Below are 25192 nucleotides of genomic sequence, written 5' to 3'. Positions count from 1 at the left end.
TGAAGGCGCGGCCCGTAAGGCCGCGCGCGAAGGGAATTAAAGGGCAAGCAGGCGGGTCAGTGAAGGCGCGAAATAGTAGCCGCCGGTCACCGGACGCGTGAAGCGCAGCATGGCGTCGCGCTTGCCGTCAGTATCGCCAAACATGCTCAGCAGTTGCTGTTCGATGTTATAAAGACGCGCGCAGTAGGCGCAGAAGTAAAGGCCATGCACGCCGCTGGCCGTGCCGTAAGGCAGGCTCTGGCGCACAATCTTCAGTCCTTTGCCGTCTTCTTTCAGATCAACGCGTGAAAGATGCGACGTAACAGGACGCACGTCGCCGTCGATCTCTTCGTTAGCGACTTTGGTGCGCCCTATCATCATCTCCTGATCCGGCACGCTCATACGATTGAGCTGTTTGAGATTATGCTCCCAGCGCTGCACGAAGACGTAACTGCCGCCCGCGTCGATGCCGTTCTGAATCACTGCCACTTCGCGGCGCGTCTCTTCGCCCGCCGGGTTTTCGGTGCCATCGACAAAACCGCTCAGGTCGCGATCTTCCACCCAGCGAAAACCGTGGGTTTCCTCTTCGATTTTCAGCGCGTCGCCGAATGCTTCCAGCGCCGCCTGGGCCACGGAGAAATTCACATCGTGACGCAGAGAGAGAATGTGGATAAGCACGTCGTGCTGCGTCGCGGGCGCGAGCCCTTTACCGAGCGGCGCAAAGTCTTTCAGCTCCGCCGCGCTGTCATCTTTCGTCAGCGCCCGCCAAAGGGTGTGGCCGAACGCCACGACAACGCCAAGATTCGCCTCGGGAAACTGCGCCTGAAAGGTCGCGACTTTATCGGCGAAAATTTTACTCGCCGCGCGCAGCGCCTCACGCTGGCTTTCATCAACGCTCGCCTCAAGCCAGATAGCCGCGCGACAATGCTCCGGCAAAATGCCGCTTTGAACCACAGACATCACTCCTCCTGATAAACCGCTGCCACCGGGTGGCAAAACCGGGCGTATTGTACCCGATTTCACGGTTCAGGCGTTGCGTTTACGCAAGACTCAGCGACGCCAGATAATCTTTTTCAGCGTCCAGCCTTTGAGCGTATCATCCGGCGGCATCAGCTCCTGCGGGCCGCGCCATTCACCGCTGAACACATAGCTGATGTGCTCGCTGTCAGGCGCTTTGCACTCCACGCCCTCATCATCCGGCGCGCTGGCTTTCTGGCAGACGCCCTGCGCTTTTTTATAGAGATCGCCAAACGGCGTGCCGATCTCGACACCATTGTCTTCAGGAATCGCTTTATCCAGCACGTCGATGCGGCTCACCGTGCCGTTTTCGCCGTCAATGACCAGCGCCAGCTGGTTCTCTTTCATCGCTTCGAAGTAGCGCACAATCGTGCCGCCATTAGCGCGCATGCCGCTGCGCAGGCGATAATCGTCACCCAACGCCTCGCTTATCGCGGCTTCCTGCAGCGGCGTATCGGCAGTGATATCGCCGACGCCCTTTTCGGTGACTTCCAGCGACGATCCCCACCCGTCAAACCAGTGCCAGGGCGCCGCCTTTGACCAGTTAACGTTAGAGAGCGTTGAGCAGCCGCCCAGTAACAGCGACGTTCCACAGAGCAGCAAAGGCAATTTCTTCATCCCGGTTCCTTTTATCAGTCGACAATGTCTCGTTGGAGCGTAAAGACGGCAAAAAGTGCCGTTCAGGGCTGTGGTGTTGCAAAACAGGCACGCAGTCGGCGATGCGAGGCCAGCAGCCAGAGCGCCCAGGCGTCCAGCACGAGCAGGGCCAGCGCGATGCCGCCCGGCGTATCGCACCAGAGCAACAGCGCCTGCGATAGCAGCATCACGGTCTGCGTCAGCATTAACAGATAACGCGCGCCGCGCCACAGGCGGGGGAAATCGTGCCGCCGCCCGCTTAATAGAAACGTCAGCAACGCAGGCAGGCCAGCAGCCAGCCCCAGCCAGAAGCTCTGGCGGTCAGGGTAGAAGAGCCCCAGCAATGCCTCGCCCTGCCCGCGCGACGCGCCCGCCAGCACAAACAGCGCCCAGGTGCGGGCCTGTAATAACAGCACCGCCCAGAACAGCAACGGGAGTTTAAGCCAGCCGCGGCTGTCGTAATCGGAAGGTAAATACACGTATAAACCCTGGACTCTTTCGGTATTAGATCCAAAATTATGTCTTGTCTTATCCGACGAAGAAAGGTCTTCGTCGTACATAACTCAAGGAGATGGAGATGAAAAAACAGCTTATCGCTCTGTGTATCGCCGCTTGCGCGCTGTCAGCGACGCCCGTGATGGCGCAGAAAGGCGGTTTCTCAGGCCCGGATAACAGCGCCAGCGCGACAGCCACGAAAGGCGGTTTCCAGGGGCCGGACGCCGCAAGCACAACCGTCAGCGAAGCGAAAAACCTGCGCGATGACGCGTGGGTGGTGCTGGAAGGCAACATCGTGCGCAAGATGGGTAAAGAGCTTTATGAGTTCCGTGACGCCAGCGGCACCGCCAACGTAGACATCGACGACCACGTCTGGAATGGCGTCACCGTCACGCCGAAAGACAAAGTGCGCATCGAAGGTGAAGTGGATAAAGACTGGAACTCCGTCGAAATCGACGTGAAGAAAATCACCAAAGGCTAAACGCCTGGTTCACCCGGCCGCGGCCGGGTGAAGGGTTATCAATACTCCTGATCCTCGATAAGCCGTTTGCCAAGGCTAATCACATCCTGATGTTCATAGCCCAGCCGCTCGTACATGCCGAGCACGACGTCGTTTTCTTCGCGGATCTGGATATTGATTTTCGGGCAGCCGCGCGCGATGAGTTTTTTCTCCAGCCGGTTTAACAGCGCGTTGGCGATGCCGCGGCCGCGAAACTCCGGGTGTACGCCCAGGTAATACGCCGAACCGCGATGGCCGTCATAGCCGCCCATGATGGAGCCGACGATTTCGCCGCTCACTTCCGCCACCAGGAAAAGATCCGGGTCATGGTTAAGTTTACGTTCGATATCCATTTCAGGATCGTTCCACGAACGCAGCAGATCGCAGCGCTCCCACAGGGTAATGACTTCTTCAAAGTCGGCCTGGCGAAAAACGCGTATCTCCATGGTATTCCCCGTCTTTTGTGGCGTAAAAACTCCGATTATGGCGCTACCGACGCCAATAGCCAATATCTCCGGCAAAAGTTCCCTGAAAATGGCATACTGATGAATCATCACGCCCTGAAATGAATAGTAAAACTTTTGTTGCAACAGGGTGTCGTTCCACCCCGTTACGCCAGGTTATAACACTCCAGGACAGTAAAATCAGAAGTCAGGACGCATGAGCACTTTCAAACCCTTAAAAAAACTCACCTCGCGACGTCAGCTGCTACGTACCGGTCTTGCCGCGCTGGCGCTGACCGGTCTTAACCAGGCGCTGGCGAAAGAAGAGAGCCCGGCGCTCAGCACGCGTAACAGCCACAGCAAGCCTAAAGCGAAAAAAGCGGGCGCGCGCCGCCTCGTGATGCTCGATCCAGGCCACGGCGGCATCGATACCGGCGCCATCGGCCATAACGGCTCGAAAGAAAAACACGTCGTGCTCGCCATCGCGAAAAACGTGCGCGCCATTCTGCGCGCCCACGGCATCGACGCCAAACTGACGCGCAGCAATGACACCTTCATCCCGCTCTACGATCGGGTTGAAATCGCGCACAAGCATGGCGCGGATCTGTTTATGTCGATTCACGCCGACGGCTTTACCAGCCCCAGCGCCGCGGGCGCGTCAGTCTTTGCGCTCTCCAACCGCGGCGCCAGTAGCGCCATGGCGAAATACCTCTCCGAGCGCGAGAACGCCGCCGACGACGTGGCGGGCAGCAAGGTCAAAAATAAAGATCACTATCTGCAACAGGTGCTGTTCGATCTGGTGCAGACCGACACCATTAAAAATAGCCTGACGCTCGGCTCGCATATTCTGCGCCAGATAAAACCGGTTCACCGCCTGCACAGCCGCAACACGGAACAGGCGGCGTTTGTGGTGCTGAAATCGCCATCGATCCCGTCCGTGCTGGTGGAAACCTCGTTTATCACCAACCCGCAGGAAGAGAAGCTGCTGGGCACGGCCGCCTTCCGCCAGAAAATCGCGACCGCCATCGCCAACGGCGTCATCAGCTATTTCAACTGGTTTGATAATCACAAAGCCCACTCGAAACGAGGCTAACGATGGCACCTGATATTCAGCGCGTAAAAGCTTTCCTGCTCGATTTACAGGACCGTATCTGCCAGCAGTTGTCGGCGGTGGATGGCGATGATTTCGTCGAAGACGCCTGGCAGCGCGAGGGCGGCGGCGGCGGACGTAGCCGCGTACTGCGCGACGGCGTGGTGTTCGAGCAGGCGGGCGTCAACTTTTCCCACGTTCATGGCGACGCAATGCCCGCGTCCGCCACCGCGCACCGTCCGGAGCTGGCAGGCCGCAGCTTTGAGGCGATGGGCGTGTCGCTGGTTGTGCATCCGCGAAACCCGTATGTACCGACAAGTCACGCCAACGTGCGCTTTTTCATTGCCGAAAAACCGGGTGCCGATCCGGTCTGGTGGTTTGGCGGCGGCTTCGATTTAACGCCGTTTTACGGCTTTGAAGAGGACGCCGTGCACTGGCACCGCACCGCACGGGATCTCTGCGCGCCTTTCGGCGATGACGTCTACCCGCGTTATAAAAAATGGTGCGACGACTATTTCTATCTGAAGCATCGCCAGGAGGCGCGCGGCATCGGCGGGCTGTTCTTTGACGATCTGAACACGCCCGATTTCGACACCTGCTTTGCGTTTATGCAGGCGGTGGGCGACGGCTATCTTGAGGCTTATCTGCCCATTGTAGAGCGCCGTAAAGCGCTGCCCTGGGGCGAGCGCGAGCGCGAATTCCAGCTTTATCGTCGCGGCCGCTATGTGGAGTTCAACCTGGTGTGGGACCGCGGCACGCTGTTTGGCCTGCAAACCGGCGGGCGCACCGAGTCGATACTGATGTCGATGCCGCCGCTGGTGCGCTGGGAATATGGCTATCAGCCGGAAGAAAACAGCCCGGAGGCAGCGCTGTACCGCGATTTCCTGCCGGTGCGCGACTGGGTGAAATAACGCGGCGTCCGCCTCGCGCGGACGCCCTTTTTACCCGGCGAAACGCCCGTTTGCCACATCCTCCGGCGTCACCACGCCGCTGTCCAGCACCCAGCCGCTAATCAGCGCGGCGGGTGTGACGTCAAATGCCGGGTTATAGACCCGCGCATCTTCCGGCGCCCACTGTACCGCGCCGAAGCTGCCCGCCACACCGGTCACTTCCGCCGCAGAACGCTGCTCAATCGGGATCGCCGCACCGTTCGGGCATGCCGGATCGAGCGTCGTCTGCGGGGCCGCCACGTAAAACGGCACGTTGTGGAATTTCGCCAGTACGGCAAGCGAATAGGTGCCGATTTTATTCGCCACGTCGCCATTGACCGCGATGCGATCCGCGCCCACCCAGACGGCGTCCACCTGCCCCTGCGCCATCAGGCTCGCCGCCATCGAATCGGTAATCAGCTGATACGGCACGCCAAGCTCGCCGAGCTCCCAGGCGGTTAAGCGCCCGCCCTGCAACAGCGGCCGGGTTTCATCGACCCACACGTTCGCCACCTTGCCCGCTTCATGCGCGCGCGCAATCACGCCCAGCGCCGTGCCGACGCCCGCCGTCGCGAGCCCGCCGGTATTGCAATGGGTGAGCAAACGGCTGCCAGGCTTCACGAGTTCACTCCCGGCGCGCGCGATGCGCTCGCACAGCTCGCGGTCTTCCTGCACCAGGCGTAAGGCCTCCGCGCCCAGCGCCGCCACGAAATCCGGCTGCGTGAGTGCCTGTTTCATGCGGTCGAGGTTATTCATCAGGTTGACCGCCGTGGGCCGTGCCGCACGCAGTACCTCCAGCGCCTGGCCGAGCGCGTCGCGCGTCATGCCATGTTCGGCCAGCAGGGCCAGCAGCAGGCTCGCCGAAAGCCCAATCAACGGCGCACCACGCACTCTCAGCGCGTGAATGTGCCCCACCAGCGCCTCTGTATTATCGGCGGGCAGCCAGTTTTTCTGCTGCGGCAGCGCCTGCTGGTCGAGGATCCAGAGCTTGTTATCCACCACCCGCAGGCTGGTCGTCTGAAGTGTCTGCATGCGTTAAATCCTTGTTGCGTTATTGTGTTCTATTGTGTCAGGATGAAGTCCAGATGTATAGACGTCCGTACGTCTTTATAACCAGATTGAATGAGGATATCAGCAATGTCGCAATACCGAACCTTTACGGCCAGCGATGCGGTGGCTTATGCGCAACAATTTGGCGGACTCAGCGCGCCGGAAGCACTGGTGAGCGCGCAGGAGGTCGGCGACGGCAATCTCAATCTGGTCTTTAAAATCTTTGATAAACAGGGCATTAGCCGAATTGTCGTTAAACAGGCGCTGCCCTATGTGCGCTGCGTGGGGGAATCCTGGCCGCTGACGCTCGATCGCGCGCGTCTCGAAGCCCAGACGCTGGTGGCGCACTATCAGCACTGCCCGGCGCACACGGTTAAAATTCATCATTACGATCCCACGCTTGCCGTTATGGTGATGGAAGATCTCTCCGATCACCGCATCTGGCGCGGCGAACTGATCAAAGGCGTGCATTACCCACAGGCGGCCCGCCAGCTTGGCGAATATCTGGCCCAGACGCTGTTTCACACGAGTGATTTTTATCTGCATCCCCATGCGAAAAAGGCCGAAGTGGCGCGCTTTATCAACCCGGAGATGTGCGAGATCACCGAAGATCTGTTCTTTAACGACCCGTATCAGGTTCATGAGCGCAATAACTATCCGGCTGAACTTGAGGCCGACGTCGCGGCGCTGCGCGACGATGCCGCGCTGAAATGCGCCGTGGCTGCACTCAAGCACCGCTTTTTCTCCCATGCCGAAGCGCTGTTGCACGGCGATATTCACAGCGGCTCCATTTTTGTCGCCGACGGCAGCCTGAAAGCTATTGACGCCGAGTTCGGGTATTTCGGCCCGGTGGGCTTTGACGTTGGAACGGCCATCGGCAACTTGCTGCTGAACTACTGCGGCGCGCCGGGCCAGCTCGGCATTCGCGAAGCCGCCGACGCGCGCGAGCAGCGCCTTATCGATATCGCCACGCTGTGGCACACCTTCGCCGAGCGTTTCCAGACGCTGGCGCGCGAGAAAACTCGCGACGCGGCGCTGGCAGAGCCTGGCTACGCCAGCGAGTTTTTGAAGAAAGTATGGGCGGACGCCATTGGCTTTGCCGGTACGGAGCTTATCCGCCGAAGCGTCGGCCTGTCGCATGTAGCGGATATCGATACCATTCGGGATGAAGAGATGAAGCTGTCGTGCCTGCGCCACGCCATCGGGCTTGGCAAGGCGCTGATCCTTCTTGCCCCGCGCATTGAGAGCGCCGACGAGTTTATCGCCCGCGTGCGGCAGTACGGGTAATTGGCCCCGGTGGGTGCGCTACGCTTACCCACCCTACAAAAAAGAAGGTCGAAACTGGGTTTGTAGGGCGGGTAAGCAAAGCGCACCCGCCACCATATCTCCCCCGCCCCGTAGGGCGGGTAAGCGCAGCGCACCCGCCGTCATGCCGCCTACCGCGCGATGCCCCTACCCCTGATACTCAATCACCGACAACCCGCCGTTATAATCCGTGCTGTAAATAATCCCCTGCGCATCCACAAACACATCGCATGACTGAATCACCTGCGGGCGTCCGGGCCGCGTATCCATCATTCGCTCTGGCGCGGCGGGCACCAGCGCGCCGGTCTCCACTGGCCGGTACGGGTTCGAGATATCGTACGCACGCACGCCCGCGTTCTGCCAGGTCGCGAAAATCAGCGTTGAACTCACAAAACTGCCGGGGCGGTTCTCATGCAGATTATGCGGCCCGAAGTGCGCCCCTTTCGCCACGTAGTCGGTTTCATCCGGCTGCGGGAAGGTCGAAATACTCACCGGATTTGACGGCTCGCGAATATCAAACAGCCAGATATGCTTTTCGCCATCCTGCTGGTTATCCAGCACGGCTTCATCCAGCACCACCAGCAGGGAGCGATCCGGCAGCGGCAGTGCGGTATGCGTGCCGCCGCCAAACGGCGGGCTCCAGTTACGGTGGCTGATTAGTTTCGGCTGGCTGCGGTCTTTCACATCGAGAATCGTCAGCCCGCCGTCGCGCCAGCTCCCGTAGGCGGTATCGCCCGCGATAATCGCATGGTGCAGCGCGTAGCGTTTGCCGTCGGGCCAGTGGGGCGTCTCCCCCGCCGCCTGATGCATCCCCGGCAGCCACCAGCGCCCCGCCACTTCAGGCTTACGCGGGTCAGCCAGATCGATAGTCAGGAAAATGTAATCGGTAAAGCCATCGAGAAGCGCCGAGACATACGCCCAGCGCCCGCCGACATACCAGATGCGGTGAATGCCGATGCCGTTGAGCGGCAGAAAGCCGATTTCGCGCGGCTTTTCGGGTGTGGCGATATCAAACACGCGAAGCCCCGCGCTCCAGCCTTTGTCGTGGACATCGCGCACCGTCTCGCCGACCGAACGGGTGTAATAAACTTTTTCGTCGGCGAAGCGCGCATCGGCAAAGAGATCGCGGGCGTTAATCACCAGCAGCAGGTCATCGTGCGCCTGGAGATGCACGTTCCAGGTGCCGGGCGGCGCGGGCACATAGCCCGCCGCTGTCGGGTTTTTCGGGTCGCGCACGTCAACGATGGAAAAGCCCTGCGACACCATATGGCCGATATACGCAAAGCCCCGGTGCACCATCACCTGCACGCCGTCCGGGCGGCCGCCCTGGTCGGAGTGGCCAATCAGCCGCATATTGCGGCTGTAGTCCGGGCGCGGTAACTCAGTCGCCATTATTTGTGCTTCGCTTCAAGCGTCGCAAACCACGGCGCGATGAAATCCTCGGTCTGGCCCCAGCCCGGAATGATTTTACTGAGCGCCGCCACGTTCACCGGCCCGCTCTGGCTTGCCAGCAACGCCTGCGGGATGGCCGCGGCTTTAAAATCATAGGTGGCAGGCGTCGGCTCACCGGCGATTTTATTGGCGATAAGTCGCACGTTGGTCGCGCCAATCAGCTTCGGATCGACCGCCACGCTCACTTTCCACGGGCTGCCCGCTTCGCGCATCAGTTGCAAATCCTGGTTGGAGATATCGATGCTGTAGAGCTTGATCTCGGTGCGGCCATTCTCTTTCAGCGCCTTGTAAGCGCCCTGGCTGAAGGCGTCCCAGGTGCCCCAGATGGCGTCAATCTGGCCTTTCGGGTATTTCGCCAGCACCGCGCCTACTTTGTTGGCGGTATCGCCCTGCACGTCTGACGAGACTGCGCCTATCGATTCCAGCTCTTTAATGCCAGGGTTTTGCTTCAGGATCTCCTGGTACGCCGCCTGACGACGCTCCATCGGCGGGAAGCCCGCTACCCACAGCTTAATGATGTTCGCCTTGCCGTTGAAATCTTTCACCAGCTGGCCTGCGGAGAGCTGCGTGAGCGACGCGTCGTCCTGCTGGGTGACGGTGACGCCCGGGATCTCGCCTTTCACGGCGGTATCAAACACCGAGACTTTAATGCCCGCGTCCACAATACGCTTCACCAGTTCGGTGGAGTACGGATCGCGCCCCTGAGAGAGAATGATGCCGTCATATTTCTGGCTGATGGCCTGATTGACGAAATCCTGAAATTTCGCGTCGTCGCCGTTGCTTAAAAAGGTGCTGACCTTAAAGCCGAGCTTTTTGCCTTCCTGGATCGCGCCCGCCACAAACTGCGTGGTGTTGTCGTCCGACCCTAAGTTGCGGATAACGGCGATGCGCACCGGCCCGTTGTGACTGGCGATGGCGTCCGGCACCGGCGCGGGCGTGGCGGCGAAACCGGGTAGCGATGAGAGCAGGCCCAGCGCCAGTAAAGAGAGCGTCAGTTTTTTCATTCTGTTTATTTCCCTGTCTGTGATTAACGTCGCTGGATGTAAGTGATGGCAAGCGCCCCAGCGAGCACCAGCCCTTTGATAATGTCCATTGCGTAATACGGCACCGAGAGCATCACCAGGCCGTTGGAGAGCACGCCCAGGATCACCGCGCCCACTAACGTACCGAGCGCGTTCGGTTTGCCGGAGCCGGCCAGCGAAAAGCCAATCCACGCCGCCGCGACGGCGTCCATCAGATAACCGCTGCCCGCGTTCACCTGCGAGGAGCCAATGCGCGAAGCAAGCAGAATGCCGCCAAGGCCCGCCAGCAGCGAGGCGATGACATACGCCGCCACTTTGTAGCGCGTAATGCGAATGCCGGAGAGGCGCGCCGCCTCCGGGTTGCCGCCGATGGCGTACATGCGCCGCCCGTGGGTGGTCAACGACAGCCCAAGCTGCGCCACGACCGTCACCACCAGCATCACAATCACAATCACCGGCACCTGGCCGAGCAGGCTGAAGGCGTCAGGAATCACGCCCTCCGCCATCTCGCCGCTCGGCAGAACCATGTTCTGGGTGATTGAGCCACCGTAGCTGTAGGTCATCGCGACGCCCTGAATCACAAACAGGCTGGCAAGCGTGGCGAGCATGTCCGGGATTTTCAGCACCACAATCAGAAACGCGTTAAACAGCCCGACCAGCGTGCAGAGCGCAAGCGTGATGACAATCGCCTCCGTTGTGCCGAAGCCGTGCCAGACGAACAGCGAGACAACCAGCGCATTGGCCAGCGACGCCGTCGAGCCCACCGAGAGATCGAACCCGCCGATAGTCAGCGAGATAGAGACGCCGATAGCGATCACTGTCACGATGGCGATAGAGCGCAGAATGTTGATGATGTTGAACGGATCGAGAAAGTTGTCCGAGGCGATGCCGAACAGCGCGACCAGCGCCACGACCGTCAGCAACATTCCCCACTTATAGAAAAACTCAAACAGCTGGTGGCGCGCCGACGGCGTGCTCTTCAGGGTTGCGGCCTTGCTCACGCGGGGGTTCCTCCGGTGGAATAGAGTAATAAGGTTTCTTCGCTGGCGTCGCGGCCATCCAGCTCCGCCACAATGCGCCCGTCCCACAGCACGCAGATGCGGTCGCACAGGCCCACCAGCTCGGTGAACTCGCCGGAGGCGTAAATAATGCCCTTGCCCTGGCGGGCCAGCCCGTCAATCAGGTTGAAAAGATCGGTTTTGGCTTTGACGTCCACGCCTTTCGTCGGCTCGTCGAAAATCAGCACGTCGCTATTGCCGCGCAGCCATTTGCCGATAGCCACTTTCTGCTGGTTGCCGCCGGAAAGCCTGCGCAGCCGCTGCCCTGGCCCGCTGGCGCGAATGCCGAGACGCGAAATCACCTCCTGCGCCCAGCGCCAGGCGTCGCGGTGACCAAACAGCCCCCAGCGGGTAAAGCTGCCATCAGCGCTGGCGGCGAGATTCATGGCGATCGGCTCGTCGATAAAAATGCCCTCTTTGCGTCGCTCTTCCGGCACCAGCGCCAGCCCGCGCGCCACCGAATCCGCAGGATCGGTGGGCCGCCACGGACGCCCCGCAAGCTCGCCCTGGCGCAGCGTACTTTTGCTCGCGCCAAAGAGCGCCTTGCACAGCTCCGTTTTCCCGGCCCCCGCCAGCCCGGCGATCCCCAGGATCTCCCCTTTACGCAGGTGCAGCGAAATGTCCTGTAGCAGCGTGTCGTCATGCAGCCCGTCCACCGCCAGCAATACGGCATTTTCAGGCGTCGGGCGGCGCGGCGGGTAGAGCGTGTCGAGCGCATGTCCCAGCATTTTCTCGACGATCTGCGAGCCAGAGAGCGACGCCATCGGCCCGCTCTCAATCAGCCTGCCGTCGCGCAGCACCGTCAGGGTGTCGCAGATGGCTTTTAGCTCATGAATGCGGTGCGAGATAAACACCACGCCCATGTCCTTCGCCTGGAGGCGTCTGACCACCGCGAACAGACGTTCACTTTCGTGCTGATCGAGGGGCGCGGTCGGTTCATCAAGGATCAGGTAACGGCAGTGATGCGAAAGCGCGCGCGCCAGCAGCACATGCTGTTTTTCGGCAAGCGAACAGCTGTCGATGCGGCGGTTAACGTCCATTTCCACATCAAGCTGCGCCAGCGCCGCTCGGGCGCGGCGGCGGGTTTCACCCCAGCGGTAGCGCAGGCCGCCTTCACGCAGGCTGTCGAGCATAATGTTTTCCGCAACGCTCAGCCCCGGCACCAGCGCGGCGTCCACTTCCTGCTGCACGAGATGAATGCCGAGCGCTTTGGCGTCGCGCGGCGAGCGGATGTGTACGGGTTCGCCATCCAGCAGGATCTGGCCCTGATAGTGATCCCAGGCACCGGAGAGCACCGCCATCAGCGTCGATTTTCCGGCACCGTTCGCGCCGGTGAGCGCGTGTACGGAGCCTGCCCGCAGGGTGAAATCCACCTGCGTCAGCGCCGGAAAGCCGCTAAAGGCCAGGGATATCGCGCGCATCTCAAGGCACTGGTTCAGGGACATAGCAGGCCGTCTCCACATGAATGATTAATCAGCTAAGGCAATCATTCACGCGGATATATCCGCTTGCAATGAATGAATCGGCATAAGATAAAGCAAAAAATTATTAGCCGTCCAGATGTCTGGACGTAACATTAGAATTTTTCAGGTTGCCGCTGCGTTTCGCTGTCAACGTGAAAAGATTGCATGCGCGAGGACGACAATAATCAGACGTCCGGACGGCTTTCTGTGGCAGGATGGTAAAAAAGACAAGGACAACTCTCATGAGCGATACCGACATCCGCGTGGTTCCCGGCCCGGCAAACTACTTTTCTTATCCCGGCGCGCTGGCTCGCCTGCACGATTTCTACACCCCGGCGCAACTCGCGCGCGCCGTCTGGATCTATGGCGAACGCGCTATTGCCGCCGCGCGCCCTTTTCTCTCAGACGCCATTGACGCCCCCGGCGCTACGCGGATTTTGTTTCGCGGGCATTGCAGCGAAAGCGATGTCAGCGCGCTTGCGGCCCAGGCGGGTGACGATCGGGCGGTGGTGATTGGCGTTGGCGGCGGCGCGCTGCTGGATACCGCCAAAGCGCTGGCGCGACGTCTTGGCCTGCCGGTGGTCGCCATTCCGACCATCGCCGCCACGTGCGCTGCCTGGACGCCGCTCTCCGTCTGGTACAACGACGCTGGTCAGGCGCTGCATTTTGAGATTTTCGACGACGCCAACCATCTGGTACTGGTGGAGCCGGAGATTATCCTGCGCGCGCCGGCGGAATATCTGCTCGCGGGCATCGGCGACACGCTCGCCAAATGGTATGAAGCCGTGGTACTGGCACCTGCGCCCGCCACCCTGCCGCTTACCGTACGGCTTGGCCTCAACGCCGCGCTCGCCATTCGTGACGTGCTGCTGGAACAGAGCGAAGCGGCGCTCGCCTGTCAGCATCGTGGCGCGCTCACGCAGGATTTCCGCGATGTGGTGGATGCCATTATCGCGGGCGGCGGCATGGTCGGCGGGCTTGGCGAGCGCTATACGCGCGTGGCGGCGGCGCATGCGGTACATAACGGCCTGACCGTGCTGCCGCAGACGGAAAAATATCTGCACGGCACCAAAGTGGCTTACGGCATCCTGGTACAGAGCGCTCTGCTCGGCCAGGACGACGTGCTGACGCAGCTGATTGACGCCTGGCGGCGCTTCAGGTTGCCCACCACGCTTGCAGAGCTGGATGTCGATATTCATAACGCGGCGGAGCTGGACCGTGTTATCGCCCACACGCTGCGCCCGGTGGAATCCATTCACGCCCTGCCGGTGGCGCTGTCACCCGCAGCCCTGCGCGCGGCCTTTGAAAAAGTGGAAACCTTTGCTCGCTAACTAAATCGCACAGGGTGCGATGCCACTTTTTGCGAAATCCCTGTAGGCTTAAACCTCGCTCACGCGGCGATAACTATTCTTTCACGCCGCGTTTTTATACGTTCGGGATGGTTTATGGCTTCTGTACACTCTGATGGCGGCGCGTCGCTGATGGCGCACCGCTCGTTTGTCGCGTTCTGGCTGGCGCGTACCTGCTCCGGCTTTGGTTTCCAGATGTTGTCTATCGTAGTGGGCTGGCAGATTTACGCCCTCACCCACAGCGCGTTTTATCTCGGTCTGATAGGCCTGGTGCAGTTTCTTCCCTCTATCACGCTGGCGCTCTGGGCAGGGCACATTGCCGATCAGCGCGATCGCCGCCGCGTGGTGTTGATTGGCCAGTTGGTGGAATGGCTCGCCATCGCCGCGCTGACCGCCGCCACCGTGGCGCATCTCGCCGATGTGAAGATTATCCTCGGCCTGATTTTTATCATTTCCGTCGCCAAAGTGATGGAAGCGCCGTCGTTGCAGTCGATGCTGCCGGCGCTGGTGCCGCCTTCCCTACTTGCGCGCGCCACGGCGGCGAGCGCGGTATCAAGCCAGGCGGCGATGATCATGGGCCCGGCGCTGGGCGGCCTGCTGTATGTCTTCGGCGCACAGGTGGTTTATGCGCTGACCGCCGTGCTGTATCTCATTTCGGTCGTGATGGTGAGCCGCCTGCGCTATGAACAGGCGCCGCCTGCGCGCCAGCCCGCGAGTCTCGCCACGCTCTTTGCAGGCGTGAAGTTTATTCGCGAGCGCCCGGACGTGCTGGGCGTGATTTCACTCGATCTCTTTGCCGTGCTGCTGGGCGGCGCTACCGCGCTGCTGCCGATTTACGCGCACGATATTCTGCACACCGGCCCGTGGGGGCTGGGGCTGTTGCGCGCCGCGCCTGCCGTGGGCGCGCTGCTGGTGGGCTTCTGGCTGAGCCGCCGGTCGCTTGAGAAACATGTCGGGATGATTATGTTCTTATCGGTAGCGGGCTTTGGCGTGGCGACGCTGGTGTTTGCGCTATCAAGCAACCTGTGGCTGTCGCTTATCGCCCTCTTCGCGACAGGCGGGTTTGATATGGTGAGCATGGTTATTCGCGGCGCGCTGGTGCAGCTCGATACCCCCAACGAGATGCTGGGCCGCGTGAACGCGGTGAACTCGATATTTATCAATACCTCGAACCAGCTTGGCGAATTTGAATCCGGCATGCTGGCCGCGCTGCTGGGCACCGTGCCCGCTGCGGCCATTGGCGGTATCGGCACGCTGGTGGTCGTCGGGCTCTGGATGCGCCTGTTTCCGTCGCTGCGTAAACGCCAGCGCCTGGAAGAAACCCCCGCCTGATCCCACGCAACGCCTTCTTCGGAAGGCGTTTTTGCGAGACGTCACGAAGAATCTTTCCCTGCTGCTTCCCCTGTACCCTGACCGGGTTTAACGTTGCCATATAAGAAAACGCTTTTCGGATAAAAGCTTATATTCTTATATTTTACTTATAAAAAGGAAACGGATAAAGTGAGGGAACCACATGGAGATCAGATGGACGAAGCGGGCGATTGCGCAGTTGCAGGCGATTAGCCAGAACGACCAAAAAGCCATTGTGAGTAAAGTCGCGGCGATAGCGTCTCCCGGCCAAACGAGACTGGATATCGTCAAACTGGCGTGCCGTCAGGCTCGCTACCGGCTGCGGGTGGGAGATTACCGGGTAATTTTTGAACGCCGTCAGGGCGTGCCGGTTATCTGCCTTATCATGGAAGTCAAACGCAGAACGACAACCACATACCTTAACTAAATCAGGGTGGCGCTATGTTTAATGCACAGGTGATTCACGATAAAGAAGGGAAACCAGAATATGTCGTTATCCCTTATGAGCTTTACTTATCGCTGCTCACGCAGCTTGAAGACAACGAAACGCTCATGCCGTTACCTTTTGAAATGAGCGATGAAAACGACGTCACCGTGCCGCATGAAGTGGTGGGGATTTCCGTCGAGCAGAACGTGAGCTTACAAGCCGCCTGGCGCATCTGGCGCGGCCTTTCCCAACAGGACGTGGCGGAAAAACTCGGTATCAGTCAGTCCGCCGTTTCTCAGCTGGAATCACCGGATTCACGTCCACAAAAACGCACCCGCGAAAAACTGGCAGCGCTGTATGACTGCCAGCCAGAACAGCTAATCCTTTACCGTTGATGTACGGCGCTCAGCAACATTTCGCGCCGCCTTTCGCGCCGTAACGGGCGTCCTGGCGTTCACGAAAGAACTCTTCATAAGTCATCGGCGTCTGGTCCGGGTGGTTCACACGCATATGCTCGACGTAGTTGTCGTAGTCGGGCACGCCAACCATCATTTTCGCGGCCTGACCGAGGTATTTACCGGCTTTGGCGAGGGTATCGAACATATCTTTATCCTTACGCGTTGGCTCTGATTCATTGTGACCCGTGGCCGGGTTCTGGACGGCGGGCGCGCTAACGCTTACCCGCCCTACGATATGTGCCATTCCTGTAATCACGGCGGGTGCGCTTCGCTTATCCGCCCTACGATGTGTGCCATTCCTGAACCTACGGCGGGTGCGCTTCGCTTATCCGCCCTACGATGTGTGCCATTCCTGAACCTACGGCGGGTGCGCCTCGCTTACCCGCCCTACGATATGTACCATTCCTGTAATCACGGCGGGTGCGCTTCGCTTATCCGCCCTACAACAACAAATAGCGCGGTGGTCGCACGTAGGGTGGGTAAGCGTCAGCGCACCCACCTGCCCGGGCCACCTTTCCACCACCCACCGTACCGTTACCGGCACCTACCGTTCCCCACGCCTCAATCAATGCGCGTTCTTCGCCTGCGCGACTATCTGCTCCGCACTGGCAGGCATCGGCTCATACGGTGTCTCGTTGGCGGTCGGTTTATCCTGCTTCAGCGCCGCCAGCGCCGTTTTAATCGAGAACACTGCCAGCACCACGACCACCACCATAAAGAAAATGGTCAGGCCCGCGTCAAGACGGTTATTGAACACCAGCTGGCTCAGTTGCGCCTCGGTGTACTGCGGCGGAATGGTGCCGCTGTCCAGAATCGCCTGGAACTTATTGGCGATGGCGAGGAAACCCACTTTGTTATCCGGGCTGAACGCTTTCTGCCAGCCGGCAGTCAGCGTACAGACCAGCAGCCACGCGGTCGGCACCAGCGCCACCCACGCATAACGCTGGCGCTTCATCTTAAACAGCACCACCGCACAGAGCATCAGCGCCATGCCCGCCAGCATCTGGTTGGCGATACCAAACAGCGGCCAAAGGGTGTTAATACCGCCAAGCGGATCCACCACGCCCTGATGCAGGAAATAGCCCCACGCCAGCACGCACAGCGCTGTCGCCAGCAGGTTAGCGGGCAGTGAATCGGTACGCTTGAGGCCCGGCGAAATCACGCCCAGCAGATCCTGCAGCATAAAGCGCGCGGCGCGGGTGCCCGCATCCACCGCCGTCAGGATAAATAACGCCTCAAACAGAATAGCGAAGTGATACCAGAACGAGACATCCATCAGGCCGCCGAGCGCCCCGTGGAGAATATACGCCATGCCGACCGCAAGCGTCGGCGCGCCGCCCGCACGCGAGATAATCGTCTGCTCGCCCACTTCATTCGCGATCTGATTAAGCGTATCCGGCGTTATCTGGAAACCCCAGCCGCTCACCACCTGGGCGGCCGACGCGACCACATCCGCCGTGCCTGCGGGTGCCAGCACCGCCATCGGGCTGTTCATCGCAAAATAGACGCCGGGGTCGATAACGCAGGCCGAGACCAGCGCCATGATCGCGACAAACGACTCCATCAGCATGCCGCCATAGCCGATAAAGCAGGCCTGATTTTCATTGGCGAGCATTTTCGGCGTGGTGCCGGAGGCGATAAGCGCATGAAAGCCCGACACCGCGCCACAGGCTATCGTGATAAACAGGAACGGGAACAGGTTACCGGTCCAGACCGGGCCAGTGCCGTCGATAAATTTGGTCATCGCGGGCATCGTCAGCGTCGGGCGCATGATCAAAATGCCGATGGCGAGGCCAACAATAGTGCCGATTTTCAGGAAGGTGGAGAGATAATCGCGCGGTGCCAGCAGCAGCCAGACCGGCAGAACCGCCGCGACAAAACCGTAGCCCACCAGCATCCAGGTCAATTGCACGCCGGTGAAATCAAACCACGGCGCCCAGGTCGGGCTCTCTGCCACCCACCCGCCGGAAACAATCGCAAAAACCAGCATCACAAGGCCGATGACCGACACTTCGCCGATGCGTCCTGGCCGCAGATAACGAATATAGATGCCCATAAAGAGCGCGAGCGGAATGGTAAAGGCGACGGTGTAAGTGCCCCACGGGCTGTGGGTCAGCGCTTTCACCACAATCATCGCCAGCACCGCCAGGATGATTATCATAATCATAAAGCAGGCGACGAGCGCGATGACGCCCGCCGTGTTGCCCATCTCCTCTTTCACCAGTTCGCCGAGCGAGCGCCCGTCACGGCGGGTGGAGACAAACAGCACCATGAAATCCTGCACCGCCCCTGCCAGCACAACGCCTGCGAGGATCCAGATCATGCCCGGCAGATACCCCATCTGCGCCGCCAGCACCGGCCCAACCAGCGGCCCGGCACCGGCAATCGCCGCAAAATGGTGACCGAACAGCACTTTTTTATCGGTGGGTACATAATCGAGCCCGTCGTTATGGCGCACCGCAGGCGTCATGCGCGTCGGGTCGACGGCCAGCACCTTTTTCGCGATATACAGACCATAAAAACGGTAAGCGATGAGATAGATACAGACAGCAGCAACCACGATCCAGAGCGCGTTGATCTGTTCGCCGCGGTTAAGCGCGATATAGCCCAGCGCAAACGCGCCCACGACAGAGAGCGCTGCCCAGATAAGGTATTTCCCTGAGTTCGTCATAATAGTTATCCATTCAGTGAAACAGTGAGTGAAACACAGGTGTTACATTTTGTTTCTATATCACCAAAATGAATTTAACAACTTAGCCACCCGAGAAACGCGGGATGGCGTCAGGGATTTACGTGAGTCTGCTAGCGGGATCACGTGATGATGGCGGGTGCGCTTCGCTTACCCGCCCTACGAAAACAAGATTTCCGAAATTGCACGCCGATACGTGGGGGTTTCCCGGCGGCTGCCCTTTGGCCGCGAGCCGGGATTGTTAAGGGGGCGGCGGCGAGCCCCCTTAACACGTTCGCGTGAGGAAAGGCGGCAGAGAAAGACAGCGTGTCGGCGAACGGAACCGTTCACCGAGCGTATATATTCGCCGCTCATCACGATACAGACCATCGCCTTCTGCAATGGTGGGTGCGCTTCGCTTACCCACCCTACATCCTTTGTGAACCGGGCTTTTGTAGGGCGGGTAAGCGAAGCGCACCCGCCAGATGTGAAGGCGCACCCACCACACAAAAAATCTATCCCAGAATCGCCGTGCTTAACCGGCTGGTGCAGCAGCGCCGCCCCTGTTCGTCATAAATCACGATTTCCCAGCACTGGCTCTGCCGCCCCAGATGCAGCGGCTGGCAGACGCCGCGCACCTGGCCCTGCGACACCGCGCGATGATGAGACGCGCTGATTTCGGTGCCCACCACGCACTGCCCGTCGCGGGTGGTCAGATAACTGGCCATCGAGCCGAGCGTTTCGGCAAGCGCCGCGGAGGCGCCACCGTGCAGGAGACCGAACGGCTGATGCGTGCGGGTATCGACCGGCATCGTCGCCTCCAGCAGATCGTCGCCCAGACGGGTATAAACAATCCCGAGATTTTCCACCAGCGTGCCAGTACTGGTCGCGTTCAGCGCCTCAAGCGTCATGTGTCGTTTCCAGATCATCTATGCTCCAAGCGTTGAGCCGCCGTCGATGACGATATCCTGCAGCGTAATGTGGCTCGCAAGATCCGAGGCGAGAAACAGGATGGTGTTCGCCACTTCCTGCGGCTGCGCAATCTTGCCGAGCGGAATGCCGAGCTTAAATTGCTCCGCGAAACCGCGAATGCGCTGCTGTTCGGCATCGTCGCTTTTCCAGAGCGTGCGCTGCATATCAGTGTCGGTCGAACCCGGCGACACCAGATTTGCGCGCACGCCAAAGGAGGCCAGCTCCAGCCCCACGGTCAGCGCCAGGCTTTTAAGCGCCGCTTTTGATGCGCCATACGCCGACATCCCGATGCGCGGCGTGTGGGCGGCGTCGGAAGCAACGGTCACAATAGCCCCGCCCTTCTGCGTGCGAAACTGCGCCATCGTCTGCTGAAAGAAGTTAAACGCGCCGCCCACGTTTACCGCGAACGTCTGCTGCCAGTCGTCGGGAGCGAGTTCATCCGTCGCGCCCATGCGCAGAATGCCCGCGGCGTTCACCAGCACGTCAAGGCGCGGGTTATTGCCGAGCAACCGCTCGCAAACGCCCGCCACCGCCGCGGCGTCTGCCACATCCAGCGTTTCACAGGCGAACGGATAATCAGCCAGTGGAAACGCGAGATCAAAACCAGTCACGTTCGCGCCCGCCGCGGCAAACGCCAGCGCGGTGGTGTAGCCAATGCCCTTGCCCGCTCCGGTCACCCAGACGTTTTTCCCCTGGAAATCGAGCGTCATGCCTGCGGCTCCCGGCTTAGCAGCGCCCACCAGGCATCGATGGTCGGGTTTTTCGCGAGCATCACGAAGTCGATATCGCCATGCACTTTGCGCCAGCGCGCCGCCAGCGCCATCATGCGCACCGAGTCGAGACCGTAGTCGATCAGGTTTTCGTCATCTTCCGGCTCGTCGGACTCATCCAGCAGCGGCAGCACCAGCGCACGCAGCGCCGCTTTGCTGCCCGGCGCGTCCGGCTCACTGGCAGGCAGCAGATCGGCGGTCATGACCACGCGCCCGGCTCGGCCCGCGACGTAATTAAGCGCCATCAGGTGCTCATCCCGGCTGAAATCCGCCAGCGCGTCGGCCACCATAAACGGTTGAATATCACGCATAAACGCGTCGGTGGCGGTGATCATGCAGCCGATGTGCGCATACACCCCACAGATAATGAGCTGATCGCGGCCCGTCTCTTTCAGCGCGTGCTCAAGCGGCGAGCGGTGAAACGCGCTGTAGCGCCATTTCACCAGCACGGTGTCGTCGGCATCCGGTGCCAGCGCCGCAACCACCTTTTGCTTCTCCGGATGGCTATTCAGCCCCGGCCCCCACATGTCGTTCAGCAGCGCGCGATCGGCGTCGCTCTGGTTATTGGGCTGCGCGGTGTAATAAACCGGAATGCCCTGTGCCTTGCAGTACGCTCGCAGCGCGGCGATATTCGCCACCACATGCTCGATCATCGGGCAGTTTTCGCCCCAGAAGTTAAGGAAATACTCCTGCATATCATGAATGAGCAGCGCGGCGCGCGGCGGCTCCAGCGCCCAGCTCACTTTATTTTGCGGGAGATCCGCCGCCGTGGGCAGCGTATAGGCGTTCAGTTTTGGGATAGCCATCTTCTTTCCTTACTCAGAGACGGGCTGACGCGCGGCCAGCCACAGACGCAATTGTTTTTTATCTACTTTGCCGACCGGCGTAAGCGGCAGTTCATCGACGCGCTCCACGCGATCCGGCAGTTTGAAATCGGCGACGCCCAGCTCGCGTAAAAAACGGCGGATCTCCACCGCCTTGATCGGGCGGGTGATGACGATATACGCGCAGCTTTTTTCGCCAAGCAGGCTGTCTTCCATCGAGACCAGCCCCGCATGCACAATGGCCTCGTGGCCGAGCAGCAGGTTCTCGATCTCTTCCGCGGCGATCTTCTCGCCCCCGCGGTTGATCTGATCTTTCTCGCGCCCCTGAACGGTGATGTAGCCCTGCTCATCAATGGCCACCAGATCGCCGGAGCAGTAAAAGCCGTTCTCATCAAAGGCGCTGGCGTTGTGTTCAGGACTGTTGTAGTAACCGCGGAAGGTGTACGGGCCGCGCGTCATCAGCCGTCCCGTTTCACCGCGCGGCAGCGGATTGCCGTTTTCATCGGCTACCCAGACTTCATCGTCCGGGCTCATCGGGCGGCCCTGGGTGGTGAAGATGCGCTCGTCCGGGTCGTCCAGGCGGGTGTAATTCACCAGCCCTTCGGCCATGCCGAACACCTGCTGAAGCTGGCAGCCGATTTCCGCCGGAATGCGCGCAGCGAGCGTGTCGGAAAGCCGCGCGCCGCCGACCTGCAAGAGTTTCAGCGATGCCAGCTGGCGGTTATCGCCCCACTCCTGAATGGCCTGCAGCCAGAGGCTGACGGCGGGCGGCACCAGCGCGGTGACGTTAATCTGGTGCGCCTCAATCAACGGGAAGCAGAGCGTCGCGCTCGGGTCGCGCGCCAGCACCACGCAACCTTCGGCGAAGAAGACGCCGAGCGCGCCGGGGGAGCTTAGCGGGTAGTTGTGCGCCGCGGGCAGCGCGCAGAGGTAGCGCGTTTCGCGGCTGAATTCGCAAATCTCCACGCTGCGGCGAATGCTGTAGTAGTAGTCGTTGTGCGTGCGCGGGATGAGCTTCGGTGTGCCGGTACTGCCGCCAGAAAGCTGGAAAAACGCCACTTCATCGGCAGCGGACGGCGTGGGAATGAAATCCGTCGTCGGCGCTGAAATGAGCGCCTCCAGCCCGTCGCCACGCAGAAGCGTTACCCGCAGCGACGAACACTGCGCTTTCAGCGCCGTGATATACGCGTCGTCGCTAAAGAGCGCGTGCTCGCGGTCGGCAATCAGCAGCGCGGGGGCAATCTGGCGCGCGTAAGCGTCAAGCTCGGTGCGTTGATGACTGAACAGCGCGTTAACCGGCGCTACGCCGATTTTCAGCAGCGCGAAGAACACGATGTAAAACTCCGCCACATTGCCAAGCTGCACCAGCGCGGTATCGCCGCGCTGAAGCCCGCGACACGCCAGCGCGCCCGCAAGACGTGTAGCTGCCGCGTCCAGCTCGCGGTAGCTGTAGCGGCGCTCGCCGTCGATAAGCGCCGTCGCGGCACTCTGCGCGTGGCGGCTCAGAATATCGGTGAGCGGCAGGTCAAGCCAGTAGCCGCGGGCGCGGTAGCGCGCGGCAAGTTCATCCGGCCAGCGGGTGTAAGGGATCGTCATGCGTAAAACCTCAGTGAAGACCTAAAACGTGGAGCATGGTGGAGAGCTTGACGCCGGTTTCGCGCCACTCCGAGGCCGGATCGGACGCCGGAACAATGCCCGCGCCCGCAAACAGCCGCACCTGGTTTTCCCGCAAACGCGCGCAGCGGATAGTCACCGCCCACTCGCCGTTGCCGTCGGCATCGCACCAGCCGACGATCCCGCCGAACAGTTCGCGCTCGAACGGCTCCAGCTCAGCGATATACGCTTTCGCCGCCTCGTGCGGATAACCGCTCAGCGCGGGCGTCGGGTGCAGCAGACAGGCGAGCGACAGCGCGTTGTCATCCGCAAAGCGCGTTTCGCCCTCCACAGGCGTCGCGAGATGCCAGAGCGTCGGCGTGGTAATCAGCTCCGGCGCGCCCGGCATCGCAAGGCGCTGGCTGCGCGGCGCGAGTACGTCGCGCATTGCCTGCGTCACAAGTTCATGTTCATGGCGATCTTTGGCCGAACAGAGCAGCGCCTGGCCTGCGCTTTTATCCTGCGCCGCGTCGGCATGGCGGCGCGCGGAGCCCGCCAGCGGCAGCGAGCTGAACGTATTGCCATCTTTGCGCAGCAGCAGTTCCGGGCTTGCGCCGAGCAGCGCGCCGCCGTCCGGCAGCGGCACGTGAAAGTTAAAACTCGCGGGGTTTTGCGCCACCAGACGCGCCAGCAGCGCGAGGCTGTCCGGAGCCTGTTCGGTGGTAATGTCGATAAGGCGGGAGAGCACGATTTTGCTGACCGCAGGCGTCGCGGTCAGCGCGGCGGCGCGCGCCACCATCGCCATAAACGTCTCTTCATCCGGGAGCGCCTCACGGCTCATCACTCGCGGCGCGGCGCTGTTGTCGATAAGCGAATAACCGCCGCGCGCGGTGTCACTGTAACTTTCAGGAATAAACAGCGCAGTGGGTTTGCGGGTATCGAACGGGATAGCGCCAACGATCATGGGGCGCGCAATGCCCTGCCTGCGGGCGCTGTCGAACGCGTTACGCAACGCGGTCTGAAACACGCCGTGACGCGCTGCGCCGTCGGCCGCGGGCGTCTCCAGCCGCCTAAAACAGCCGCGCGTGGTAAAGCTGCGATAAGGCGACATGAAGAAAAAGCTGTCAGATGAAAGGGTTGCGGCAGCGTCGCAGCGTTCCCCGGCCAGTGACGTATCCATGCGCTCCTCCTGTACCAAAAAGTGAACTGATAATTGTTATCATTTGTATTTGGAGGCGTAACCTAAGGCGAAATGACGGGGTTGTCAACCATGGGGGTGAAGTGAAGGCGACAGTGGCGCTTGCATCCTGTCGGCAAATGATGAAAATGAGAAGCATTATTAACTCATCGTACAGGAATTGTTGCCGTGACGTTCACTTCCGCTCTGCGCGCCGCATTCGTCGCCAGCCTGCTGGTTTTAGGAATATCCTCAGTCTCACAGGCGGCGTCGTGGCCGCGTCAGGTGACCGACAGCCGCGGCGTACATACGCTTGAAAAAGCGCCGCAGCGCATCGTCTCCACCAGCGTCACGCTAACCGGTTCGCTGCTGGCGATTGATGCTCCGGTGGTGGCAAGCGGCGCGACGTCGCCCGGCAACCGCGTCGCTGACGACCAGGGTTTTTTGCGCCAGTGGGGTGATATCGCCAAAGCGCGTCATGTTGAGCGGCTGTACATCGGCGAGCCAAACGCTGAAGCCGTCGCCGCGCAGATGCCGGATCTGATACTGGTGAGCGCGACCGGCGGCGATTCCGCGCAGGCGTTGTATGAACAGTTTTCCGCTATCGCGCCGACATTAATCATCAATTACGACGACAAAAGCTGGCAGGCACTGTTAACGCAGCTTGGCGAGATAACAGGCCATGAGAAGCAGGCCGCCGAACGCATCGCGCAGTTTGATCAGCAGCTTGCGCAGGCAAAAGCGCAGATGACGCTGCCGCCGCAGCCCGTGAGCGCGCTGGTTTATAACCCTGCCGCGCACGGCGCGAATCTCTGGACCGCCGAATCGGCGCAGGGGAAACTGCTCGGCCAGCTCGGCTTTACGTTCGCGCCGCCGCCCGCCGCGCACGGCCTCACCAGCATGGGCAAACGCCACGACATTATTCAGCTCGGCGGGGAAAATCTGGCGGCGGGGCTGAACGGCGAGACGCTGTTTTTGTTCGCGGCTGATGATAAAGACGCGGCGGCACTGATGCGCGACCCGTTGCTCGCGCACCTGTCGGCGGTGAAAAATAAACGCGTTTACGCGCTTGGCACCGAGACTTTCCGGCTCGATTACTACAGCGCCAGCCTGTTGCTGAAACGGCTTGAAGCGTTGTTCAAACAATAAAAAACGGGGCCGACTGG

25 protein-coding genes are annotated in these 25192 nt (G+C 60.6%); 9 read left to right on the top strand and 16 right to left on the bottom strand.

Translation table 11 applies throughout. The features are described from left to right. Positions 1 to 36: 36 nt before the first annotated feature. The 3 genes from CSK29544_RS10080 to CSK29544_RS10070 all read right to left on the bottom strand — a co-directional run bounded on the left by CSK29544_RS10080 (position 37) and on the right by CSK29544_RS10070 (position 2111). Positions 37 to 939 carry a Dyp-type peroxidase gene (locus tag CSK29544_RS10080; RefSeq protein ID WP_007893757.1) on the bottom strand — a complete coding sequence of 301 codons (903 nt, stop codon included), beginning with the start codon at positions 937 to 939 and terminating at the stop codon, positions 37 to 39. Positions 940 to 1029: 90 nt separating this feature from the next. Continuing rightward, a complete protein-coding gene (locus CSK29544_RS10075; protein ID WP_007893758.1) occupies positions 1030 to 1614 on the bottom strand; it encodes an RpoE-regulated lipoprotein in 585 nt (194 codons plus the stop codon). A 62-nt stretch (positions 1615 to 1676) separates the two neighbouring features. After that, a complete protein-coding gene (locus CSK29544_RS10070) occupies positions 1677 to 2111 on the bottom strand; it encodes a DUF2919 domain-containing protein (RefSeq protein WP_007893759.1) in 435 nt (144 codons plus the stop codon). Positions 2112 to 2209: 98 nt separating this feature from the next. Between CSK29544_RS10070 and CSK29544_RS10065 the strand changes: the two genes are divergently transcribed. After that, entirely contained in the window at positions 2210 to 2608 is a 399-nt protein-coding gene (locus CSK29544_RS10065) for a YgiW/YdeI family stress tolerance OB fold protein (RefSeq protein WP_007893760.1), read from the top strand. A gap of 38 nt (positions 2609 to 2646) precedes the next feature. On the opposite strand, the gene CSK29544_RS10060 is transcribed toward CSK29544_RS10065, so the two are convergent. Further along, the gene (locus CSK29544_RS10060; protein ID WP_004388568.1) at positions 2647 to 3072 is read right to left on the bottom strand and encodes a GNAT family acetyltransferase; all 426 of its coding nucleotides are present in this window, start codon (positions 3070 to 3072) and stop codon (positions 2647 to 2649) included. A 214-nt stretch (positions 3073 to 3286) separates the two neighbouring features. Here CSK29544_RS10060 and amiA point away from each other — a divergent pair, with 214 nt between their 5' ends. Both amiA and hemF read left to right on the top strand, forming a co-directional pair. Next, complete coding sequence (gene amiA, locus CSK29544_RS10055; protein ID WP_004388567.1) at positions 3287 to 4162, top strand: N-acetylmuramoyl-L-alanine amidase AmiA; 876 nt, start codon at positions 3287 to 3289, stop codon at positions 4160 to 4162. A gap of 2 nt (positions 4163 to 4164) precedes the next feature. Continuing rightward, a complete protein-coding gene (gene hemF, locus CSK29544_RS10050) occupies positions 4165 to 5070 on the top strand; it encodes an oxygen-dependent coproporphyrinogen oxidase (RefSeq protein WP_004388566.1) in 906 nt (301 codons plus the stop codon). A 30-nt stretch (positions 5071 to 5100) separates the two neighbouring features. Here hemF and mtnA read toward each other — a convergent pair whose 3' ends face one another. Beyond that, entirely contained in the window at positions 5101 to 6120 is a 1020-nt protein-coding gene (gene mtnA / locus CSK29544_RS10045) for an S-methyl-5-thioribose-1-phosphate isomerase (protein WP_029039425.1), read from the bottom strand. Positions 6121 to 6225: 105 nt separating this feature from the next. Here mtnA and mtnK point away from each other — a divergent pair, with 105 nt between their 5' ends. After that, positions 6226 to 7425: an S-methyl-5-thioribose kinase gene (mtnK, locus tag CSK29544_RS10040; RefSeq protein ID WP_007893769.1), complete on the top strand. Its 1200-nt coding sequence runs from the start codon at positions 6226 to 6228 to the stop codon at positions 7423 to 7425. Positions 7426 to 7590: 165 nt separating this feature from the next. Here mtnK and CSK29544_RS10035 read toward each other — a convergent pair whose 3' ends face one another. The 4 genes from CSK29544_RS10035 to CSK29544_RS10020 are packed head-to-tail and all read right to left on the bottom strand — an operon-like array spanning position 7591 to position 12420. After that, positions 7591 to 8835: an LVIVD repeat-containing protein gene (locus CSK29544_RS10035; RefSeq protein ID WP_007893773.1), complete on the bottom strand. Its 1245-nt coding sequence runs from the start codon at positions 8833 to 8835 to the stop codon at positions 7591 to 7593. Continuing rightward, positions 8835 to 9899 (bottom strand): sugar ABC transporter substrate-binding protein, encoded by a 1065-nt coding sequence (locus tag CSK29544_RS10030; RefSeq protein WP_007893775.1) that lies wholly within the window; start codon positions 9897 to 9899, stop codon positions 8835 to 8837. Before CSK29544_RS10030 ends, CSK29544_RS10035 begins: the two co-directional genes overlap by 1 nt. 23 nt (positions 9900 to 9922) lie before the next feature. Continuing rightward, positions 9923 to 10918, bottom strand: coding sequence for an ABC transporter permease (locus CSK29544_RS10025; RefSeq protein WP_007893777.1), 996 nt, complete (start codon positions 10916 to 10918; stop codon positions 9923 to 9925). Then, the gene (locus CSK29544_RS10020; protein ID WP_007893781.1) at positions 10915 to 12420 is read right to left on the bottom strand and encodes a sugar ABC transporter ATP-binding protein; all 1506 of its coding nucleotides are present in this window, start codon (positions 12418 to 12420) and stop codon (positions 10915 to 10917) included. The genes CSK29544_RS10025 and CSK29544_RS10020 overlap by 4 nt, the downstream gene beginning before the upstream one ends. A 260-nt stretch (positions 12421 to 12680) precedes the next feature. Between CSK29544_RS10020 and CSK29544_RS10015 the strand changes: the two genes are divergently transcribed. From CSK29544_RS10015 to CSK29544_RS10000, 4 genes are all read left to right on the top strand, one after another. After that, the gene (locus CSK29544_RS10015; protein ID WP_007893789.1) at positions 12681 to 13769 is read left to right on the top strand and encodes an oxidoreductase; all 1089 of its coding nucleotides are present in this window, start codon (positions 12681 to 12683) and stop codon (positions 13767 to 13769) included. Between the two features lie 114 nt (positions 13770 to 13883). After that, complete coding sequence (locus tag CSK29544_RS10010) at positions 13884 to 15119, top strand: MFS transporter (protein WP_007893792.1); 1236 nt, start codon at positions 13884 to 13886, stop codon at positions 15117 to 15119. Between the two features lie 181 nt (positions 15120 to 15300). Further along, entirely contained in the window at positions 15301 to 15564 is a 264-nt protein-coding gene (locus CSK29544_RS10005; protein ID WP_004387583.1) for a type II toxin-antitoxin system RelE family toxin, read from the top strand. Between the two features lie 14 nt (positions 15565 to 15578). After that, positions 15579 to 15959 carry a helix-turn-helix domain-containing protein gene (locus CSK29544_RS10000; RefSeq protein WP_004387582.1) on the top strand — a complete coding sequence of 127 codons (381 nt, stop codon included), beginning with the start codon at positions 15579 to 15581 and terminating at the stop codon, positions 15957 to 15959. Between the two features lie 10 nt (positions 15960 to 15969). On the opposite strand, the gene CSK29544_RS09995 is transcribed toward CSK29544_RS10000, so the two are convergent. The 7 genes from CSK29544_RS09995 to entC form a co-directional block, all read right to left on the bottom strand. Continuing rightward, the gene (locus tag CSK29544_RS09995) at positions 15970 to 16167 is read right to left on the bottom strand and encodes a YbdD/YjiX family protein (RefSeq protein ID WP_004387581.1); all 198 of its coding nucleotides are present in this window, start codon (positions 16165 to 16167) and stop codon (positions 15970 to 15972) included. Between the two features lie 420 nt (positions 16168 to 16587). Continuing rightward, positions 16588 to 18693 (bottom strand): pyruvate/proton symporter CstA, encoded by a 2106-nt coding sequence (gene cstA / locus CSK29544_RS09990; RefSeq protein ID WP_007869845.1) that lies wholly within the window; start codon positions 18691 to 18693, stop codon positions 16588 to 16590. Between the two features lie 512 nt (positions 18694 to 19205). Further along, entirely contained in the window at positions 19206 to 19619 is a 414-nt protein-coding gene (gene entH, locus CSK29544_RS09985; protein ID WP_029039424.1) for a proofreading thioesterase EntH, read from the bottom strand. After that, positions 19620 to 20372, bottom strand: coding sequence for a 2,3-dihydro-2,3-dihydroxybenzoate dehydrogenase EntA (gene entA, locus CSK29544_RS09980; RefSeq protein WP_007893801.1), 753 nt, complete (start codon positions 20370 to 20372; stop codon positions 19620 to 19622). Further along, the gene (locus CSK29544_RS09975; protein WP_007893803.1) at positions 20369 to 21238 is read right to left on the bottom strand and encodes an isochorismatase; all 870 of its coding nucleotides are present in this window, start codon (positions 21236 to 21238) and stop codon (positions 20369 to 20371) included. Before CSK29544_RS09975 ends, entA begins: the two co-directional genes overlap by 4 nt. Positions 21239 to 21247: 9 nt before the next feature. Then, positions 21248 to 22852, bottom strand: coding sequence for a (2,3-dihydroxybenzoyl)adenylate synthase (locus CSK29544_RS09970; protein ID WP_007893805.1), 1605 nt, complete (start codon positions 22850 to 22852; stop codon positions 21248 to 21250). 10 nt (positions 22853 to 22862) lie between these two features. After that, on the bottom strand, positions 22863 to 24029 hold the full coding sequence (gene entC, locus CSK29544_RS09965; protein WP_007893808.1) for an isochorismate synthase EntC: 1167 nt from the start codon (positions 24027 to 24029) through the stop codon (positions 22863 to 22865). 186 nt (positions 24030 to 24215) lie between these two features. On the opposite strand from entC, the gene fepB reads away from it, so the two are divergent. After that, positions 24216 to 25175 carry a Fe2+-enterobactin ABC transporter substrate-binding protein gene (gene fepB / locus CSK29544_RS09960; protein ID WP_007893811.1) on the top strand — a complete coding sequence of 320 codons (960 nt, stop codon included), beginning with the start codon at positions 24216 to 24218 and terminating at the stop codon, positions 25173 to 25175. Positions 25176 to 25192 lie beyond the last annotated feature (17 nt).

It is taken from the genome of Cronobacter sakazakii, assembly GCF_000982825.1.
Lineage (GTDB): Bacteria > Pseudomonadota > Gammaproteobacteria > Enterobacterales > Enterobacteriaceae > Cronobacter > Cronobacter sakazakii.
The sequence above is the reverse complement of the archived record's forward strand: the minus strand, read 5'-3'. Positions and strand labels throughout refer to the sequence as shown.

Excerpts from the sequence above, each read along its gene's own strand:
- CSK29544_RS10030 (WP_007893775.1), bottom strand. The coding sequence starts at position 9,899 with ATGAAAAAACTGACGCTCTCTTTACTGGCGCTGGGCCTGCTCTCATCG.
- CSK29544_RS10060 (WP_004388568.1), bottom strand. The coding sequence starts at position 3,072 with ATGGAGATACGCGTTTTTCGCCAGGCCGACTTTGAAGAAGTCATTACC.
- CSK29544_RS09975 (WP_007893803.1), bottom strand. The coding sequence starts at position 21,238 with ATGGCTATCCCAAAACTGAACGCCTATACGCTGCCCACGGCGGCGGAT.
- cstA (WP_007869845.1), bottom strand. The coding sequence starts at position 18,693 with ATGACGAACTCAGGGAAATACCTTATCTGGGCAGCGCTCTCTGTCGTG.
- hemF (WP_004388566.1), top strand. The coding sequence starts at position 4,165 with ATGGCACCTGATATTCAGCGCGTAAAAGCTTTCCTGCTCGATTTACAG.
- CSK29544_RS10005 (WP_004387583.1), top strand. The coding sequence starts at position 15,301 with ATGGAGATCAGATGGACGAAGCGGGCGATTGCGCAGTTGCAGGCGATT.
- CSK29544_RS10015 (WP_007893789.1), top strand. The coding sequence starts at position 12,681 with ATGAGCGATACCGACATCCGCGTGGTTCCCGGCCCGGCAAACTACTTT.
- amiA (WP_004388567.1), top strand. The coding sequence starts at position 3,287 with ATGAGCACTTTCAAACCCTTAAAAAAACTCACCTCGCGACGTCAGCTG.
- CSK29544_RS09995 (WP_004387581.1), bottom strand. The coding sequence starts at position 16,167 with ATGTTCGATACCCTCGCCAAAGCCGGTAAATACCTCGGTCAGGCCGCG.
- CSK29544_RS09970 (WP_007893805.1), bottom strand. The coding sequence starts at position 22,852 with ATGACGATCCCTTACACCCGCTGGCCGGATGAACTTGCCGCGCGCTAC.
- entA (WP_007893801.1), bottom strand. The coding sequence starts at position 20,372 with ATGACGCTCGATTTCCAGGGGAAAAACGTCTGGGTGACCGGAGCGGGC.
- CSK29544_RS10065 (WP_007893760.1), top strand. The coding sequence starts at position 2,210 with ATGAAAAAACAGCTTATCGCTCTGTGTATCGCCGCTTGCGCGCTGTCA.
- mtnA (WP_029039425.1), bottom strand. The coding sequence starts at position 6,120 with ATGCAGACACTTCAGACGACCAGCCTGCGGGTGGTGGATAACAAGCTC.
- CSK29544_RS10075 (WP_007893758.1), bottom strand. The coding sequence starts at position 1,614 with ATGAAGAAATTGCCTTTGCTGCTCTGTGGAACGTCGCTGTTACTGGGC.
- CSK29544_RS10035 (WP_007893773.1), bottom strand. The coding sequence starts at position 8,835 with ATGGCGACTGAGTTACCGCGCCCGGACTACAGCCGCAATATGCGGCTG.
- mtnK (WP_007893769.1), top strand. The coding sequence starts at position 6,226 with ATGTCGCAATACCGAACCTTTACGGCCAGCGATGCGGTGGCTTATGCG.
- entC (WP_007893808.1), bottom strand. The coding sequence starts at position 24,029 with ATGGATACGTCACTGGCCGGGGAACGCTGCGACGCTGCCGCAACCCTT.
- CSK29544_RS10080 (WP_007893757.1), bottom strand. The coding sequence starts at position 939 with ATGTCTGTGGTTCAAAGCGGCATTTTGCCGGAGCATTGTCGCGCGGCT.
- CSK29544_RS10000 (WP_004387582.1), top strand. The coding sequence starts at position 15,579 with ATGTTTAATGCACAGGTGATTCACGATAAAGAAGGGAAACCAGAATAT.
- entH (WP_029039424.1), bottom strand. The coding sequence starts at position 19,619 with ATGATCTGGAAACGACACATGACGCTTGAGGCGCTGAACGCGACCAGT.
- CSK29544_RS10010 (WP_007893792.1), top strand. The coding sequence starts at position 13,884 with ATGGCTTCTGTACACTCTGATGGCGGCGCGTCGCTGATGGCGCACCGC.
- CSK29544_RS10020 (WP_007893781.1), bottom strand. The coding sequence starts at position 12,420 with ATGTCCCTGAACCAGTGCCTTGAGATGCGCGCGATATCCCTGGCCTTT.